The 14,441-nt window shown below is 44.5% G+C and carries 29 protein-coding genes and 1 pseudogene; 1 reads left to right on the plus strand and 29 read right to left on the minus strand.

Translation table 11 applies throughout. From position 1 onward, the window contains the following. Positions 1-186, plus strand: a pseudogene (locus tag H5202_RS10475) (transposase); the annotation flags it as partial. Between the two features lie 206 nt (positions 187-392). Here H5202_RS10475 and rplQ read toward each other — a convergent pair. The 29 genes from rplQ to H5202_RS10620 form a co-directional block, all read right to left on the minus strand. Beyond that, the gene (gene rplQ / locus H5202_RS10480) at positions 393-788 is read right to left on the minus strand and encodes a 50S ribosomal protein L17 (protein ID WP_011635664.1); all 396 of its coding nucleotides are present in this window, start codon (positions 786-788) and stop codon (positions 393-395) included. Between the two features lie 40 nt (positions 789-828). Continuing rightward, on the minus strand, positions 829-1,818 hold the full coding sequence (locus H5202_RS10485) for a DNA-directed RNA polymerase subunit alpha (protein ID WP_011635663.1): 990 nt from the start codon (positions 1,816-1,818) through the stop codon (positions 829-831). Positions 1,819-1,842: 24 nt separating this feature from the next. Next, the gene (gene rpsD, locus H5202_RS10490; protein WP_011635662.1) at positions 1,843-2,463 is read right to left on the minus strand and encodes a 30S ribosomal protein S4; all 621 of its coding nucleotides are present in this window, start codon (positions 2,461-2,463) and stop codon (positions 1,843-1,845) included. Between the two features lie 32 nt (positions 2,464-2,495). Then, entirely contained in the window at positions 2,496-2,888 is a 393-nt protein-coding gene (gene rpsK / locus H5202_RS10495; RefSeq protein WP_011635661.1) for a 30S ribosomal protein S11, read from the minus strand. Between the two features lie 17 nt (positions 2,889-2,905). After that, positions 2,906-3,262: a 30S ribosomal protein S13 gene (gene rpsM, locus H5202_RS10500; protein WP_011635660.1), complete on the minus strand. Its 357-nt coding sequence runs from the start codon at positions 3,260-3,262 to the stop codon at positions 2,906-2,908. 116 nt (positions 3,263-3,378) lie between these two features. After that, complete coding sequence (rpmJ, locus tag H5202_RS10505) at positions 3,379-3,492, minus strand: 50S ribosomal protein L36 (RefSeq protein ID WP_011635659.1); 114 nt, start codon at positions 3,490-3,492, stop codon at positions 3,379-3,381. A gap of 23 nt (positions 3,493-3,515) precedes the next feature. Further along, on the minus strand, positions 3,516-4,856 hold the full coding sequence (gene secY / locus H5202_RS10510) for a preprotein translocase subunit SecY (protein WP_182772036.1): 1,341 nt from the start codon (positions 4,854-4,856) through the stop codon (positions 3,516-3,518). Positions 4,857-4,863: 7 nt separating this feature from the next. Beyond that, positions 4,864-5,298 carry a 50S ribosomal protein L15 gene (gene rplO / locus H5202_RS10515; RefSeq protein ID WP_011635657.1) on the minus strand — a complete coding sequence of 145 codons (435 nt, stop codon included), beginning with the start codon at positions 5,296-5,298 and terminating at the stop codon, positions 4,864-4,866. After that, positions 5,298-5,486 carry a 50S ribosomal protein L30 gene (rpmD, locus tag H5202_RS10520; RefSeq protein WP_011635656.1) on the minus strand — a complete coding sequence of 63 codons (189 nt, stop codon included), beginning with the start codon at positions 5,484-5,486 and terminating at the stop codon, positions 5,298-5,300. The genes rplO and rpmD overlap by 1 nt, the downstream gene beginning before the upstream one ends. 6 nt (positions 5,487-5,492) lie before the next feature. After that, complete coding sequence (gene rpsE, locus H5202_RS10525; protein WP_011494651.1) at positions 5,493-5,996, minus strand: 30S ribosomal protein S5; 504 nt, start codon at positions 5,994-5,996, stop codon at positions 5,493-5,495. Positions 5,997-6,008: 12 nt separating this feature from the next. Then, positions 6,009-6,359 (minus strand): 50S ribosomal protein L18, encoded by a 351-nt coding sequence (gene rplR / locus H5202_RS10530; RefSeq protein ID WP_011635655.1) that lies wholly within the window; start codon positions 6,357-6,359, stop codon positions 6,009-6,011. A 10-nt stretch (positions 6,360-6,369) separates the two neighbouring features. Next, positions 6,370-6,903 carry a 50S ribosomal protein L6 gene (gene rplF, locus H5202_RS10535; protein ID WP_011635654.1) on the minus strand — a complete coding sequence of 178 codons (534 nt, stop codon included), beginning with the start codon at positions 6,901-6,903 and terminating at the stop codon, positions 6,370-6,372. A 10-nt stretch (positions 6,904-6,913) separates the two neighbouring features. Then, the gene (gene rpsH, locus H5202_RS10540) at positions 6,914-7,306 is read right to left on the minus strand and encodes a 30S ribosomal protein S8 (protein ID WP_011635653.1); all 393 of its coding nucleotides are present in this window, start codon (positions 7,304-7,306) and stop codon (positions 6,914-6,916) included. Between the two features lie 24 nt (positions 7,307-7,330). Then, the gene (gene rpsN, locus H5202_RS10545; RefSeq protein ID WP_011635652.1) at positions 7,331-7,636 is read right to left on the minus strand and encodes a 30S ribosomal protein S14; all 306 of its coding nucleotides are present in this window, start codon (positions 7,634-7,636) and stop codon (positions 7,331-7,333) included. 10 nt (positions 7,637-7,646) lie between these two features. Then, on the minus strand, positions 7,647-8,186 hold the full coding sequence (gene rplE / locus H5202_RS10550) for a 50S ribosomal protein L5 (protein ID WP_011635651.1): 540 nt from the start codon (positions 8,184-8,186) through the stop codon (positions 7,647-7,649). A 13-nt stretch (positions 8,187-8,199) separates the two neighbouring features. Beyond that, complete coding sequence (rplX, locus tag H5202_RS10555) at positions 8,200-8,514, minus strand: 50S ribosomal protein L24 (RefSeq protein ID WP_011635650.1); 315 nt, start codon at positions 8,512-8,514, stop codon at positions 8,200-8,202. A 10-nt stretch (positions 8,515-8,524) separates the two neighbouring features. Beyond that, positions 8,525-8,893 (minus strand): 50S ribosomal protein L14, encoded by a 369-nt coding sequence (gene rplN, locus H5202_RS10560; RefSeq protein ID WP_011635649.1) that lies wholly within the window; start codon positions 8,891-8,893, stop codon positions 8,525-8,527. 179 nt (positions 8,894-9,072) lie between these two features. After that, positions 9,073-9,321, minus strand: coding sequence for a 30S ribosomal protein S17 (rpsQ, locus tag H5202_RS10565; protein ID WP_124017688.1), 249 nt, complete (start codon positions 9,319-9,321; stop codon positions 9,073-9,075). Next, on the minus strand, positions 9,321-9,512 hold the full coding sequence (gene rpmC, locus H5202_RS10570; RefSeq protein ID WP_006083592.1) for a 50S ribosomal protein L29: 192 nt from the start codon (positions 9,510-9,512) through the stop codon (positions 9,321-9,323). Before rpmC ends, rpsQ begins: the two co-directional genes overlap by 1 nt. Then, positions 9,512-9,922 (minus strand): 50S ribosomal protein L16, encoded by a 411-nt coding sequence (rplP, locus tag H5202_RS10575; RefSeq protein WP_011494641.1) that lies wholly within the window; start codon positions 9,920-9,922, stop codon positions 9,512-9,514. The genes rpmC and rplP overlap by 1 nt, the downstream gene beginning before the upstream one ends. An 11-nt stretch (positions 9,923-9,933) precedes the next feature. Next, complete coding sequence (gene rpsC, locus H5202_RS10580; protein WP_124013991.1) at positions 9,934-10,623, minus strand: 30S ribosomal protein S3; 690 nt, start codon at positions 10,621-10,623, stop codon at positions 9,934-9,936. A 12-nt stretch (positions 10,624-10,635) separates the two neighbouring features. Further along, a complete protein-coding gene (gene rplV / locus H5202_RS10585; protein WP_011635644.1) occupies positions 10,636-10,968 on the minus strand; it encodes a 50S ribosomal protein L22 in 333 nt (110 codons plus the stop codon). Positions 10,969-10,983: 15 nt separating this feature from the next. Beyond that, positions 10,984-11,262 carry a 30S ribosomal protein S19 gene (gene rpsS, locus H5202_RS10590; protein WP_006083596.1) on the minus strand — a complete coding sequence of 93 codons (279 nt, stop codon included), beginning with the start codon at positions 11,260-11,262 and terminating at the stop codon, positions 10,984-10,986. A 14-nt stretch (positions 11,263-11,276) separates the two neighbouring features. Further along, positions 11,277-12,101 carry a 50S ribosomal protein L2 gene (gene rplB, locus H5202_RS10595; RefSeq protein ID WP_182772037.1) on the minus strand — a complete coding sequence of 275 codons (825 nt, stop codon included), beginning with the start codon at positions 12,099-12,101 and terminating at the stop codon, positions 11,277-11,279. Between the two features lie 16 nt (positions 12,102-12,117). Next, positions 12,118-12,420, minus strand: a complete 303-nt coding sequence (rplW, locus tag H5202_RS10600) for a 50S ribosomal protein L23 (RefSeq protein WP_011635642.1) — start codon at positions 12,418-12,420, stop codon at positions 12,118-12,120. Next, complete coding sequence (gene rplD / locus H5202_RS10605) at positions 12,417-13,022, minus strand: 50S ribosomal protein L4 (RefSeq protein WP_182772038.1); 606 nt, start codon at positions 13,020-13,022, stop codon at positions 12,417-12,419. The genes rplW and rplD overlap by 4 nt, the downstream gene beginning before the upstream one ends. A gap of 17 nt (positions 13,023-13,039) precedes the next feature. Next, complete coding sequence (gene rplC / locus H5202_RS10610; RefSeq protein ID WP_182772039.1) at positions 13,040-13,678, minus strand: 50S ribosomal protein L3; 639 nt, start codon at positions 13,676-13,678, stop codon at positions 13,040-13,042. Positions 13,679-13,705: 27 nt separating this feature from the next. Continuing rightward, positions 13,706-14,017, minus strand: coding sequence for a 30S ribosomal protein S10 (rpsJ, locus tag H5202_RS10615; RefSeq protein WP_124729273.1), 312 nt, complete (start codon positions 14,015-14,017; stop codon positions 13,706-13,708). 349 nt (positions 14,018-14,366) lie between these two features. Then, positions 14,367-14,441, minus strand: a 75-nt coding sequence (locus H5202_RS10620) for a hypothetical protein (protein WP_220493829.1), incomplete at its 5' end; no start/stop codon positions are given.

A 14,441-nucleotide genomic window follows, 5' to 3' on the forward strand; every position in this document is an offset into this window, starting at 1 on the left:
GCGCTGGTAAGAGAGCAAAATTATAGCATTGCTGAAGCTTCAAGAAATCTAGAAGTGAGTGCTCAGCTCCTCGGTCGCTGGATAAAAGAATCCGAAAATGATGATGATCATGCATTCAGAGGAAACGGCAAGCTAACACCTGAGCAGCAGGAAATTCGTCAACTAAAAGCACAAGTCAAACGCCTAAGTTGATAAACTAATTGGTTACACAGAGAGCAATTATGTAATTAAAAATATAACCAAACTTAGTTGATAGCTAATGCTTTACCAAAATTAACATTGTTATGTTGAGGATATAGATAGTAAGGAGTACGAAAAAAATAAAAAGTAATCTGAGTGAAAAAAGAAGAAAAAAAAACCGAGCCAGGCTCGGTTTTTCGGTGAGTAACTAATTACTCAGCAGCTTCAACTTCAACAGCTTCAGCAGCTTCAGGACGACCTACTAACTCGATGTAAGCCATTGGGGCTTTATCACCGGTACGTAGACCGCACTTAAGAATACGAGTGTAACCACCAGGACGTTCCTGGAAGCGTGGACCCAATTCAGTAAATAACTTACCTACAACTTCAGCGTCGCGGGTACGAGCGAAAGCTAAACGGCGATTTGCAACGCTGTCAACTTTAGCAAGTGTTATTAGAGGTTCAACAACGCGACGCAGTTCTTTCGCTTTAGCTACAGTTGTCTTGATAATCTCATGACGAACTATTGAACAAGCCATGTTACGGAACATAGCTTGACGATGACTGCTGTTGCGGTTTAGTTGACGACCACTCTTACGATGGCGCATGACCTAATCCTTATAACCTAAATCTGTACTAACCTGAGACTTATAGGTCGTCTGCTAAACTAGCCGGTGGCCAGTTTTCTAGACGCATACCTAACGACAGTCCGCGAGACGCTAAAACATCCTTAATTTCAGTAAGAGATTTCTTACCTAAGTTAGGGGTCTTAAGCAACTCAACTTCAGTGCGTTGTACCAGATCTCCGATGTAATGAATCGCTTCGGCTTTTAAACAGTTAGCCGAACGTACAGTTAGCTCTAAATCGTCGACAGGACGCAGCAAAATCGGATCGAACTCCGGTTTCTCTTCTACAACAGCCTGCTCAGTAACATCACGTAGTTCAACGAACGCATCTAGCTGTTCAGCTAAAATAGTTGCAGAACGACGAATTGCTTCCTCAGGATCGATAGTACCATTTGTGGTCATATCTATCACAAGTTTATCTAAGTCAGTACGTTGTTCAACACGAGCAGCTTCAACATTATAAGCAATGCGAGCAACAGGTGAAAAAGAAGCATCAACCAACAAACGACCGATTGGGCGATCATCGTCTTCAGTTTGTGCACGAGCCGAAGCTGGCACATAACCACGACCACGCTCAACGCGGATACGCATGCTGATATCATTATTACCAGTCAAGTGACAGATAACATGATCAGGATTCACGATGGTAACATCACCATCATGCGTGATATCTGCTGCTGTAACAGGGCCTGTGCCGGACTTGCTTAATGTAAGCAAAGCCTCGTCTTTACCCTCGATGGTCACTGCTAATCCCTTAAGATTTAGCAATATCTCAAGGATATCTTCTTGTACGCCTTCCTTACTGCTGTATTCATGCAGCACACCGTCAATTTCGACTTCAGTAACTGCACAGCCAGGCATAGACGACAATAGGATGCGACGCAACGCGTTACCTAAGGTATGGCCAAAACCACGTTCTAGTGGCTCTAGTGTAACTTTGGCGCGAGTTGAATTAACCTGCTCAATATCAACGAGACGCGGTTTAAGAAATTCTGTAACAGAACCCTGCATTGTGTCCTCTCTTGTTTGTTAGCTTTACTTAGAGTAAAGCTCGACGATCAGCTGTTCGTTAATATCCGCAGACAAATCGCTACGTTCTGGAACGCGCTTAAAAGCACCTTCCATTTTCGCATTGTCGACTTCTACCCATGTAGGCTTTTCGCGTTGACCAGCCACTTCTAAAGCCGCTTTAATACGAGCTTGAGTACGTGACTTTTCACGGATGCTTACAACATCATTCGCAGACACTTTGAATGACGGAATGTTAACAACACGACCGTTAACCATAACAGATTTATGGCTTACTAGCTGACGTGATTCTGCACGAGTAGAACCGAAACCCATACGATAAACTACGTTATCTAGGCGGACTTCTAAAAGTTGCAAAAGGTTTTCACCAGTATTGCCTTTTAGACGTGCAGCTTCTTTGTAGTAGTTACGGAATTGCTTTTCTAGCACACCATAAATACGACGAACTTTTTGTTTCTCGCGTAACTGAATACCATACTCAGACAAACGTGGCTTACGTGCGCCATGTTGTCCAGGTGCAGTTTCTAGCTTACACTTCGAATCGATTGCTCTCACACCGCTTTTTAGGAAAAGGTCTGTACCTTCTCTGCGGCTGAGCTTGAGCTTAGGACCCAAGTATCTTGCCATGATCTTTCTCCAACTATCCTATATACGCAGTGTTATACACGACGCTTTTTAGGTGGACGACAGCCATTATGAGGGATAGGCGTCACATCGGTAATATTGGTAATTTTATAACCAACAGCGTTCAGCGCACGAATGGCTGATTCACGACCTGGACCAGGACCCTTCACGAAAACTTCAAGGTTTTTAACACCGTAGTCTTGAGCTGCAATACCTGCACGCTCAGCAGCAACCTGCGCAGCGAATGGCGTTGATTTACGTGAACCACGGAAACCAGAACCACCTGAGGTAGCCCATGACAACGCATTACCTTGACGATCTGTAATGGTGACAATTGTGTTGTTGAAAGACGCATGGATATGAGCCATGCCATCTGCAACCTGTTTACGTACGCGCTTACGCGGAGAACGTGACGGAACTTTAGCCATTTTGGTTTACCTTCCCGTTACTTTCTGATTGGCTTACGTGGACCTTTACGCGTACGCGCATTGGTCTTAGTACGTTGCCCACGAAGGGGCAGGCTACGACGATGGCGGAGACCACGATAACAACCAAGATCCATAAGACGCTTGATGTTCATTGAAATCTCACGACGCAAGTCACCTTCTACAGTGTATTTGGCGACTTCTTCGCGTAGGATATCTATTTGAGCTTCGCTCAATTCCTTGATCTTAGCATCTTCAGCAATTGAAGTAGATGCGCAGATTGCTCTAGCGCGTGTACGTCCAATACCAAAAATAGCAGTCAACGCAATGACTGTATGCTTTTGATCAGGAATGTTAATGCCAGCGATACGGGCCACTATGCACTCCTTAAAGTTAAAGGCTATCTGCGAAAAGCCCGAAAGGATACTCGACAGACAACAAATTTGCAAACAATATTTTGGTCAGCCCATTATTGAGCTGACCAAACTTCTTTCTAGCCTTGACGCTGTTTGTGTTTAGGTTCAATACAAATAACACGAACAACACCACTACGCTTGACGATCTTGCAATTACGGCAGATCTTCTTAACGGAAGCTCGAACTTTCATTTCATCACTCCGTAAAACAAATCTTATTTACCAAAACGATCTAAATTCGCTTTGTTGACAAGATTGGCTTTCTTCATCACAGACTCATACTGATGTGACATCATATGGGTCTGAACCTGAGCCATGAAGTCCATGATTACGACTACTATAATAAGTAGTGAAGTACCGCCAAAATAGAACTGTACTTTCCACGCAATTAACATGAACTCCGGAATTAAGCAGATAAATGTAATGTACAACGCACCCGCTAAGGTTAAACGTGTCATGACTTTATCAATGTAACGCGAAGTCTGTTCTCCGGGACGGATCCCAGGAATGAATGCACCACTCTTCTTCAAGTTATCAGCTGTCTCGCGAGGGTTAAATACCAACGCAGTATAGAAGAAACAGAAAAAGATGATTGCTGTCGCATACAATAATGAGTACAGCGGTTGTCCTGGAGACACAGCTAAAGCGAAATCGCTTAACCATGACATGGACTCATTTGAACCAAACCACTGAGCCAGTGTGCCTGGAAACAAAATAATGCTGGAAGCAAAAATTGGTGGAATCACACCTGCCATATTTATTTTTAATGGTAAATGTGTGCTTTGCGCTGCAAAAACCTTACGGCCTTGTTGGCGTTTAGCGTAGTTAACGACGATACGACGTTGACCACGTTCCACAAATACCACTAAATATGTTACAGCAAATACAATCACTGCGAGCAACAGTAGTACTAATACATTCATGTCACCTTGACGCGCCTGCTCGGCTGTAGAGCCGATGGCCGATGGTAGACCAGCAACAATACCTGCGAAAATTAAAATCGAGATACCATTACCAATACCACGTTCGGTAATTTGCTCACCTAGCCACATAAGGAACATAGTTCCTGTTACTAAGCTCACAATTGCAACAAAGTAGAAACCAAATCCTGGATTGGCCACAAGGCCAGGCATAAGATTTGGTAAACCCGTTGCAATACCGACAGATTGCAGCGTACCCAACACGAGTGTGCCATATCTAGTATATTGACTAATTTTCTTGCGTCCTGATTCGCCTTCCTTTTTCAATTCAGCGAGTGCAGGATGCACAACAGTCAATAACTGCATTATGATAGATGCCGAAATATACGGCATAATACCTAATGCAAAGATAGAAGCACGCTCTAAAGCACCACCCGAGAACATGTTAAACATGCCAAGGATGGTATCTTTTTGCTGAGCAAATAGCTCTGCCAATACAGCTGCGTCAATACCAGGAATTGGCACGAACGAACCGGCTCTAAAGACGATAATCGCACCAATCACGAACAGAAGACGAGTTTTCAGTTCAGATAAACCGCCTTTCGCGCTTTTTAAATCAAGTCCTGGTTTTGCCATCGACGTATTATTCCTCGATCTTGCCACCGGCAGCTTCAATAGCTGCACGAGCACCTTTGGTTACCTTGAGACCTTTTACAGTCACTGGGCGGTCAATGGTACCTGAAAGAACGATTTTCGCAAACTGGATGTTGCGAGTAATAACGTTCGCATCTTTCAGTGCATTCAAATCGACAACATCACCGTTAACTTTTGCTAGTTCGAGTAAACGAACTTCAGCTGTTACCAAAGCGCGACGCGAAGTAAAGCCAAACTTAGGTAAACGAATCTTAAGTGGCATTTGACCACCCTCGAAACCGACGCGAACACCGCCGCCTGAACGAGACTTCTGACCTTTATGGCCACGTCCCGCTGTTTTACCTAAACCTGAACCGATACCACGGCCTACACGCTTAGGAGCAGATTTAGAACCTGCTGCTGGAGATAGAGTATTTAGACGCATTATCCTAATTCCTCCACCGAAACCATGTAGTACACCTTGTTAATCATACCGCGAACTGAAGGTGTATCTTCAACTTCAACAGTGTGATTAATGCGGCGTAGGCCTAAACCGGTTAAGGTTGCACGGTGTTTTGGTAAACGACCAATGCTGCTTTTAGTCTGTGTGACTTTTAAAGTTTTAGTAGCCATGGTGCATTACCCCCGAATCTCATCAACATTCAGGCCACGTTTTGCTGCGATTTGAGCTGGTGACTTCATGTGCACCAACGCATCGACAGTTGCGCGAACGATGTTGATCGGGTTAGTAGAACCGTATGCTTTTGACAGAACGTTATGAACGCCTGCTACTTCCAATACGGCACGCATTGCGCCACCGGCAATAATACCGGTACCCTGTGATGCTGGTTGCATATAAACTTTTGAACCAGTATGGCGACCTTTAACTGGGTGATGCAAAGTACCTGCATTCAACTCCACTGTTACCATATTACGTCGGGCTTTTTCCATTGCTTTTTGAATAGCAGCTGGAACTTCACGCGCTTTACCATAGCCATAGCCAATCTTACCATTACCGTCACCCACTACTGTTAGTGCTGTGAAGCTAAAGATACGACCGCCCTTAACTACTTTAGAAACACGATTAACTGCAATTAATTTCTCTTGCAGATCGTCTTTTTGCTGAGCTTCTAATTTAGCCATTTTTATAACCCCTTAGAACTTCAGGCCAGCTTCACGAGCGGCATCTGCTAGTGCAGCTACACGACCATGATACTTGAAACCAGAACGGTCGAACGCAACTGTTGCTACGCCCTTCTCGATCGCACGCTCAGCAACAATTTTACCTACTGCTTTAGCCGCATCAACGTTACCGGTACTCTTTAGTAGCTCTTTAACCGCTTTTTCCACGGTTGAAGCAACTGCCAACACCTGAGCTTCAGGATTGATCACCTGAGCATAAATGTGACGCGGTGTACGATGTACAACCAGACGATTCACGCCCAGCTCTTGGATCTTCTTACGTGCACGTAACGCGCGACGTAAGCGAGATGTTTTCTTATCCATATCGCGTTACCTACTTCTTCTTAGCCTCTTTACGGCGTACTATTTCGTCATCATAACGAACACCCTTGCCTTTATAAGGCTCTGGTGGACGATATCCGCGAATTTCAGCAGCAACCTGACCAACAACTTGTTTATCGACGCCCGAAAGCACGATTTCAGTTTGGCTAGGACACTCTGCAGTAACGCCTGCGGGCAGTTTGTGTACTAATGGATGTGAGAAACCTAAAGTTAAATCTAAGTCACTACCTGCAATCTTTGCACGGTAACCTACACCAACTAATTTAAGTTTTTTCACAAAACCTTGAGATACACCAACAACCATATTGTTTACTAGTGCACGTGCAGTACCAGCCTGTGCCCAAGCGTTAGAAACGCCATCAACAGGAAGAAACTTCACTTGTGCATCTTCGATAACAACATTTACCGCATTGTTGATTACTCGAGTCAGACTTCCTTTACTGCCTTTAACAGTTAAGGTCTGTTCGTTTAAAGTCACCTCTACGCCAGCAGGAACAGTGACTGGTGCTTTTGCAACACGAGACATTTCTAGCTCCTTACGCTACGTAGCAGATAACCTCGCCACCCGTGCCATTTTGGCGGGCGGCGCGATCAGTCATCAAGCCTTGAGAAGTGGACACAATTGCGATACCCAGACCGCCCATCACCTTTGGAAGTTCGTCTTTACCTTTGTAAATACGAAGTCCAGGGCGACTTACACGCTGGATAGTCTCAACGACTGGTTTGCCTTGAAAGTACTTTAACGTAATTTCTAATTCAGGCTTGGCTTCATCTGCTACGGCGTATTCAGTAATGAAACCTTCATCTTTAAGTAATTTCGCAATTGCTACTTTTAACTTAGCTGAAGGCATCTTAACAGATACGTGGTTAGCAGCTTGGCCGTTACGAATACGGGTTAACATATCCGCAATAGGATCTTGCATGCTCATATTAGCTTACTCCGTGACAAGTACTTACCAGCTGGCCTTACGCAGACCAGGAACTTCACCACGCATGGTTGCTTCACGTAATTTAATACGGCTTAAGCCGAATTTACGTAGGAAACCATGTGGGCGACCAGTTTGATTACAGCGGTTGCGTTGACGCGCAGCGCTAGAATCACGTGGTAGAGCTTGTAACTTAAGTACGGCATCCCAGCGATCTTCTTCAGAAGTTGCAGGGCTGCTGATAATAGCCTTAAGTGCTAAACGCTTTTCAGCATATTTAGCTACGAGCTGCGCACGTTTTGCTTCACGTGCTTTCATAGATGTTTTTGCCATTATGCTACCCTTATTTCTTGAATGGGAAGTTAAAAGCGTCTAACAAAGCACGACCTTCTTCATCATTCTTCGCAGTAGTAGTGATAACAATATCCATACCACGAATTTTATCGATTTTATCATAATCGATTTCTGGGAAGATGATCTGCTCACGCACGCCCATTGCGTAATTACCACGGCCGTCAAACGCTTTAGCGCTTAAGCCTCGGAAATCACGAATACGTGGTATTGCAATGTCAACTAAACGCTCTAAAAATTCCCACATACGCTCACCGCGTAGGGTAACTTTACAGCCAATAGGGTAGCCTTCACGGATTTTAAAACCAGCAACTGATTTACGAGCAACAGTTACAATTGGTTTCTGGCCAGCGATTGCAGTCATGTCACGGAGCGCATGCTCCATAACTTTCTTATCTGCAACAGCTTCGCCCACACCCATGTTTAGGGTGATTTTTTCAATCCGAGGGACTTGCATGACACTGCTGTAGCCGAACTTTTTAGCTAGTTCAGCAACTACAGTCTCTTGATATTTATCATGCAGTTTCGCCATCGTTTACTCCAAATTACTTAACGAGTTCGCTGTTCGATTTAAAGAAACGAACTTTTTTGCCGTCTTCAAATCGGAAACCAACACGATCTGCCTTGCCTGTGGCTTGGTTAAAGATCGCAACGTTTGATGCTTGCATCGGTGCTTCTTTCTCGATAACGCCGCCAGCAACACCCAATTGAGGGTTAGGTTTCTGGTGCTTTTTAACTAGATTAAAGCCTTCAACAATTAACTTACCAGTAGGTAATACTTGAGAAACCTTACCGCGGCTTCCTTTGTCTTTACCTGCTAATATAATTACTTCGTCTTCACGACGGATTTTAGCTGCCATTTGAAGCTCCTTACAGTACTTCTGGTGCCAGCGAGACAATTTTCATGAATTTATCATTACGCAATTCACGTGTCACTGGGCCAAAGATACGAGTACCAATCGGTGCAAGGTTTGCATTAAGCAATACCGCTGCATTCCGATCGAAGCGAATGACAGAACCGTCTGGACGACGTACGCCTTTCTTAGTACGGACTACCACCGCGTTATATACATCACCTTTCTTCGCTTTAGCGCGTGGAATGGCTTCTTTTACAGAAACTTTGATGATGTCGCCGATACCGGCATAACGACGATGAGAGCCACCCAAGACCTTAATACACTGAACTCTGCGTGCGCCGCTGTTACATGCGACGTCTAGAGTCGATTGCATTTGGATCATTTCAAGTGCTCCGCTATCGTTACAACACAATCCCACTATGGGAGTATATTTTTGAACCAAATTTAAGTAATAATTAACATAAATTTGGCGCGCAAGTATAACACACAATTTAGGAATGCATAGCAAAATATACAAACGGCCCCAAAAGCTGGGGCCGTTTACGTTAACCTAATTAAAAATTAGGCTTTAGTTACTACTTCAGCTAGTGTCCAAGACTTAGTCTTAGATAGAGGACGACACTGGCTAATTGCCACGAAGTCACCTTCATTACACTGATTAGTTTCGTCATGTGCATGGATCTTAGTTGTACGCTTAATGTACTTCCCATAAATAGGATGTTTCACTTGGCGCTCAATAGCAACAGTAATAGACTTGTCCATTTTGTTGCTAATAACTTTACCTTGCAAAGTACGGATTTTATCAGACATTACGCACCTGCCTTAGAAGTAATAATGGTCTTAACACGTGCAATGTTACGACGCACTAGTTTCAATTGATTCGTTTGAGTCAATTGACCAGTAGCGTGTTGCATACGCAGGTTAAACTGCTCACGCAGCAGACCAAGTAATTCAGCGTTAAGTTCTTCAACGCTCTTTTCTCTTAGTTCGCTCGCTTTCATTACATCACCGTCTTAGTTACGAAGGTAGTCTTTATTGGAAGTTTAGCAGATGCTAAAGCGAAGGCTTCACGAGCCAACGATTCAGGAACACCATCCATCTCATAAAGAACCTTACCAGGTTGAATCTGACATACCCAGTATTCAACGTTACCTTTACCTTTACCCATACGCACTTCAAGAGGCTTAGAGGTAATTGGCTTGTCAGGGAAAACTCGAATCCAAATTTGTCCTTGACGTTTAACGTGACGTGTCATGGCACGACGTGCAGATTCAATTTGACGTGCAGTTAAACGGCCACGGCCGACTGCTTTCAAACCGAAAGTACCAAAGCTAACTTCAGTACCGTTCGCTAGACCGCGGTTACGGCCCTTGAACATCTTGCGAAACTTCATACGTTTAGGTTGCAGCATAAAAGTTTCTCCTATTTACCACGAGGCTTACGCTTAGGTTGCTGCTTTGGCTCTTCAATCGCAGGTATTAAACCGTCAAGAACTTCGCCTTTGAAGATCCAAACTTTAATACCAATCACACCATATTGAGTGTGACTTTCAGCGGTTGAGTAGTCGATATCAGCACGTAAAGTATGCAAAGGTACACGACCTTCACGATACCATTCTGCACGTGCGATTTCAGCACCGCCTAAACGGCCACTCACTTGAACTTTGATACCTTGAGCACCAATGCGCATTGCGTTTTGTACTGCGCGCTTCATAGCACGACGGAACATAACACGACGCTCTAACTGCTGAGCAATAGAGTCAGCAACGAGCTTAGCGTCTAATTCAGGCTTACGAATCTCAGCGATGTTGATTTGAGCAGTAGTGCCAGTGATTTTAGACACATAAGCACGTAATACTTCAACGTCTTCACCTTTCTTACCAATCACAATACCTGGACGGGCAGTATGAATAGTAACGCGGATGCTTTTCGCTGGGCGTTCAATAACAATCTTAGATACTGATGCGGCTTTTAACTTTTCAGTTAAATATTGACGCACTTCCCAGTCGCTGTTCAGATTATTTGCATAGTCTGACTTATCTGCGTACCAGGTAGAGATCCAAGGCTTAGTGATACCCAAACGGATACCATTAGGATGTACTTTCTGTCCCATTGCTCTCTTCTCCTAGCGATCTGCTACAACCACAGTGATGTGACTGGTACGCTTCATGATACGATCAGCGCGGCCTTTAGCACGTGGCATGATACGCTTCATTGTTGGGCCTTCATCTACGAAGACGGCTCCAACTTTAAGCTCATCAATGTCAGCACCTTCGTTGTGTTCGGCGTTTGCGATAGCTGAGTCAAGTACTTTTTTAACTAGTACGGCGGCTTTCTTGGGGCTGAACGTCAATATCTCGAGAGCCTTAGAAACAGGCAACCCGCGAATTTGATCAGCAACTAGACGGGCCTTCTGCGCAGACGTACGAGCAAAACGATGTTTAGCTAAAACTTCCATCTTATTCCTCCCGTATTAACGCTTCTTCGCTTTCTTATCTGCAGCATGGCCGCGATAAGTGCGAGTTGGTGAAAATTCACCAAGCTTGTGGCCGATCATTTCGTCAGTTACGAACACAGGTACGTGCTGACGACCATTATGGACAGCGATGGTCAACCCAATCATATTAGGGATGATCATAGAGCGACGAGACCAAGTCTTAATTGGCTTTTTGTCTCCCGCTTCCATCGCTTTCTCTACCTTCTTCAGCAAGTGCAGGTCAATGAAGGGACCTTTCTTGAGAGAACGTGGCATGGCGAATCCTCTTACTATTTATTACGACGACGTACGATGTACTTATCAGTGCGCTTGTTGCTACGAGTTTTATAACCCTTAGTCGGCACACCCCATGGACTCACTGGATGACGTCCACCAGAAGTACGGCCTTCACCACCACCATGTGGATGGTCTACTGGGTTCATTGCAACACCTCGAACTGTAGGGCGTATGCCTCTCCAGCGCTTAGCACCTGCTTTGCCTAACTGGCGTAGCATATGCTCGGCGTTACCAACTTCACCAAATGTCGCGCGGCAATCTACTGGAACTTTACGCATTTCGCCAGAGCGAAGACGTAGAGTTGCATAAGCACCATCACGAGCAACAACTTGTACATAAGCACCAGCTGAACGTGCGATCTGAGCGCCTTTACCAGGCTTCATTTCAACAGCGTGTACAACACTACCTACTGGAATGTTGCGTAACGGTCTGGTGTTACCAGTCTTGATTTCTGCATCCAAGCCAGATTGGATTGGGTCGCCTGCTTTCATGCCTTTTGCAGCAAGAATATAACGACGTTCACCATCTGCATACAGTACTAACGCAATGTGCGCTGTACGGTTTGGATCGTATTCAAGACGTTCAACTTTCGCAGGGATACCATCTTTGTTGCGTTTAAAGTCAACAATACGGTAATGCTGCTTATGTCCACCACCTACGTGGCGTACAGTGATACGGCCAGTATTATTACGGCCACCACTTTTAGTTTTTTTCGCCAACAGGCCAGCAAAAGGTTTACCCTTATGCAGGTCCGTATTCACCACTTTAACTACGTGGCGACGACCTGGAGAGGTTGGCTTACACTTAATAACTGCCATGATAATTCTCCTTTGCTTATTCAGCGCCGCCGACGAAATCGATTTCAGCACCTGCAGCTAAAGTAACATAAGCTTTTTTCCAATCGATGCGACGACCTACACGGCCACCGGTACGTTTGGTTTTGCCTTTGTTAACTAAAGTGCGAACTGAATCAACTTCAACTTCAAATAGCTTCGCTACTGCAGCTTTAATCTCTGCTTTAGTTGCATCGATTGCTACGCGGAAAACTACAGTGTTGTTTTTCTCAGCAAGCACAGTACTCTTTTCAGAGATATGTGGACCAAGAATAACTTTTAGCAAACGTTCTTCGCGGATCATGCTAGCATCTCCTCGATTTGCTTCACTGCATCAGCAGTAACAAGAACAGTGTTGAACGCAATTAGACTAACTGGGTCTAGACCCGCTACGTCACGAACGTCAACTTTGTATAAGTTGCGAGCTGCTAAGAATAAATTCTCATCAACTTCAGCTGTAACAATTAGAACGTCTTCTAGGTTCATTGCTTTTAATTTAGCTTTCAGCTCTTTAGTTTTAGGAGCTTCAACACCAAAAGATTCAACGACAACTAAACGTTCCTGACGTACCAATTCAGAGAAAATGCTTCTAAGAGCACCACGGTACATCTTCTTGTTAACTTTTTGGCTGTGATCTTGAGTTTTAGCAGCGAATGTTACGCCACCGCCACGCCAGATTGGGCCTTTAACACTACCGGCACGAGCACGGCCTGTGCCTTTCTGACGCCAAGGCTTTTTGCCTGACCCAGTTACTTCCGCGCGTGTCTTTTGGGCACGAGTGCCTTGACGTGCGTTTGCAGCGTAAGCTACAACTACCTGATGAACCAATGCCTCGTTAAAGTCACGGCCGAAGGTAGTTTCGGAAACTTCAAGAGCGCTCTGCGCGTCTTTCAATACCAATTCCATTACTATCTCCTCAGACCTTAAGCTTTAACTGCTGGCTTGATAATCAGGTTACCATTGGTAGCGCCTGGAACTGCGCCGCGTACTAATAACAAGTTACGCTCTGCATCAACACGTACTACGTGTAGATTTTGAGTTGTTACTTGCTCAGCACCCATATGGCCTGACATTTTCTTGCCTTTGAATACACGACCAGGCGTTTGGTTCTGACCGATAGAACCATTCGAACGGTGTGCCAAAGAGTTACCGTGTGTCATATCTTGAGTACGGAAGTTCCAACGCTTAACGCCGCCTTGGAAACCTTTACCCTTTGATTGACCGGTAACGTCTACTTTCACAGTTTCTGCGAAAATATCAACATTAAGCTCAGCACCAACTTCAATGCCTTCGCCTTCACCATCAGCTAAACGCATTTCCCACAAACCACGACCGGCTTCAACGCCGCCCTTGGCAAAGTGACCTGCTTCTGCTTTAGTGATGCGATTGGCTTTTTTGGTACCAGTAGTCACTTGAAGTGCTCGGTAACCGTCTGTTTCTAAAGTTTTCACTTGAGTAACACGGTTGCCAGCAATTTCAATTACTGTTACTGGGATTGAAACACCATCTTCAGTGAAGATGCGAGTCATACCCACTTTACGACCGATAAGACCGATAGCCATCTCTCAAACCTCTTCTAAGGATCTCAATTAACCTAAGCTAATCTGAACGTCGACACCAGCCGCAAGATCTAAACGCATTAATGCGTCTACTGTCTTTTCTGTTGGCTCTACGATGTCAACTAAACGCTTGTGAGTACGAATTTCATACTGATCACGTGCATCTTTATTAACGTGCGGAGAGATCAAAATGGTAAAACGCTCTTTGCGAGTTGGTAGTGGAATAGGACCACGTACCTGCGCGCCTGTGCGCTTAGCAGTTTCAACGATTTCCGCTGTAGACTGATCAATCAAACGATGATCGAAGCCTTTCAGACGGATACGGATTCTTTGGTTCTGCATTGACCAGAGCTCCTAAAATGGACATATAAAAAATCACCCTCTAGCATTTTCCATTTAGGAACGCAGAGCGAGATGATTTAACCGTTCGACTCCCAATCGGAGTCGCTATGTAAATGTAGAACCTTATTGGTTAAACATTTTAATTTACGCTGACTAGTCAGCGAGTGAGCAATTATACAGATCTTTTTATTAAGATCAAGCTCATTGTTCAAATCGTCTTTAAAAAGTCTTTTCACAACAATTGAAGCGCATTTTACACATATTGTGTATTTTTGCTAGTAAAAATTTATTTTTTGGGCAATAAAAAAGGAAGCCTAAGCTTCCTTTTCTGTGTTCACTAAAGTCGCTATTACGCGATAATTTTAGCTACAACACCAGCACCAACTGTACGGCCACCTTCACGGATAGCGAAACGTAAACCGTC

It is taken from the genome of Shewanella sp. SG41-4 (genome assembly GCF_014164505.1).
Lineage (GTDB): Bacteria > Pseudomonadota > Gammaproteobacteria > Enterobacterales > Shewanellaceae > Shewanella.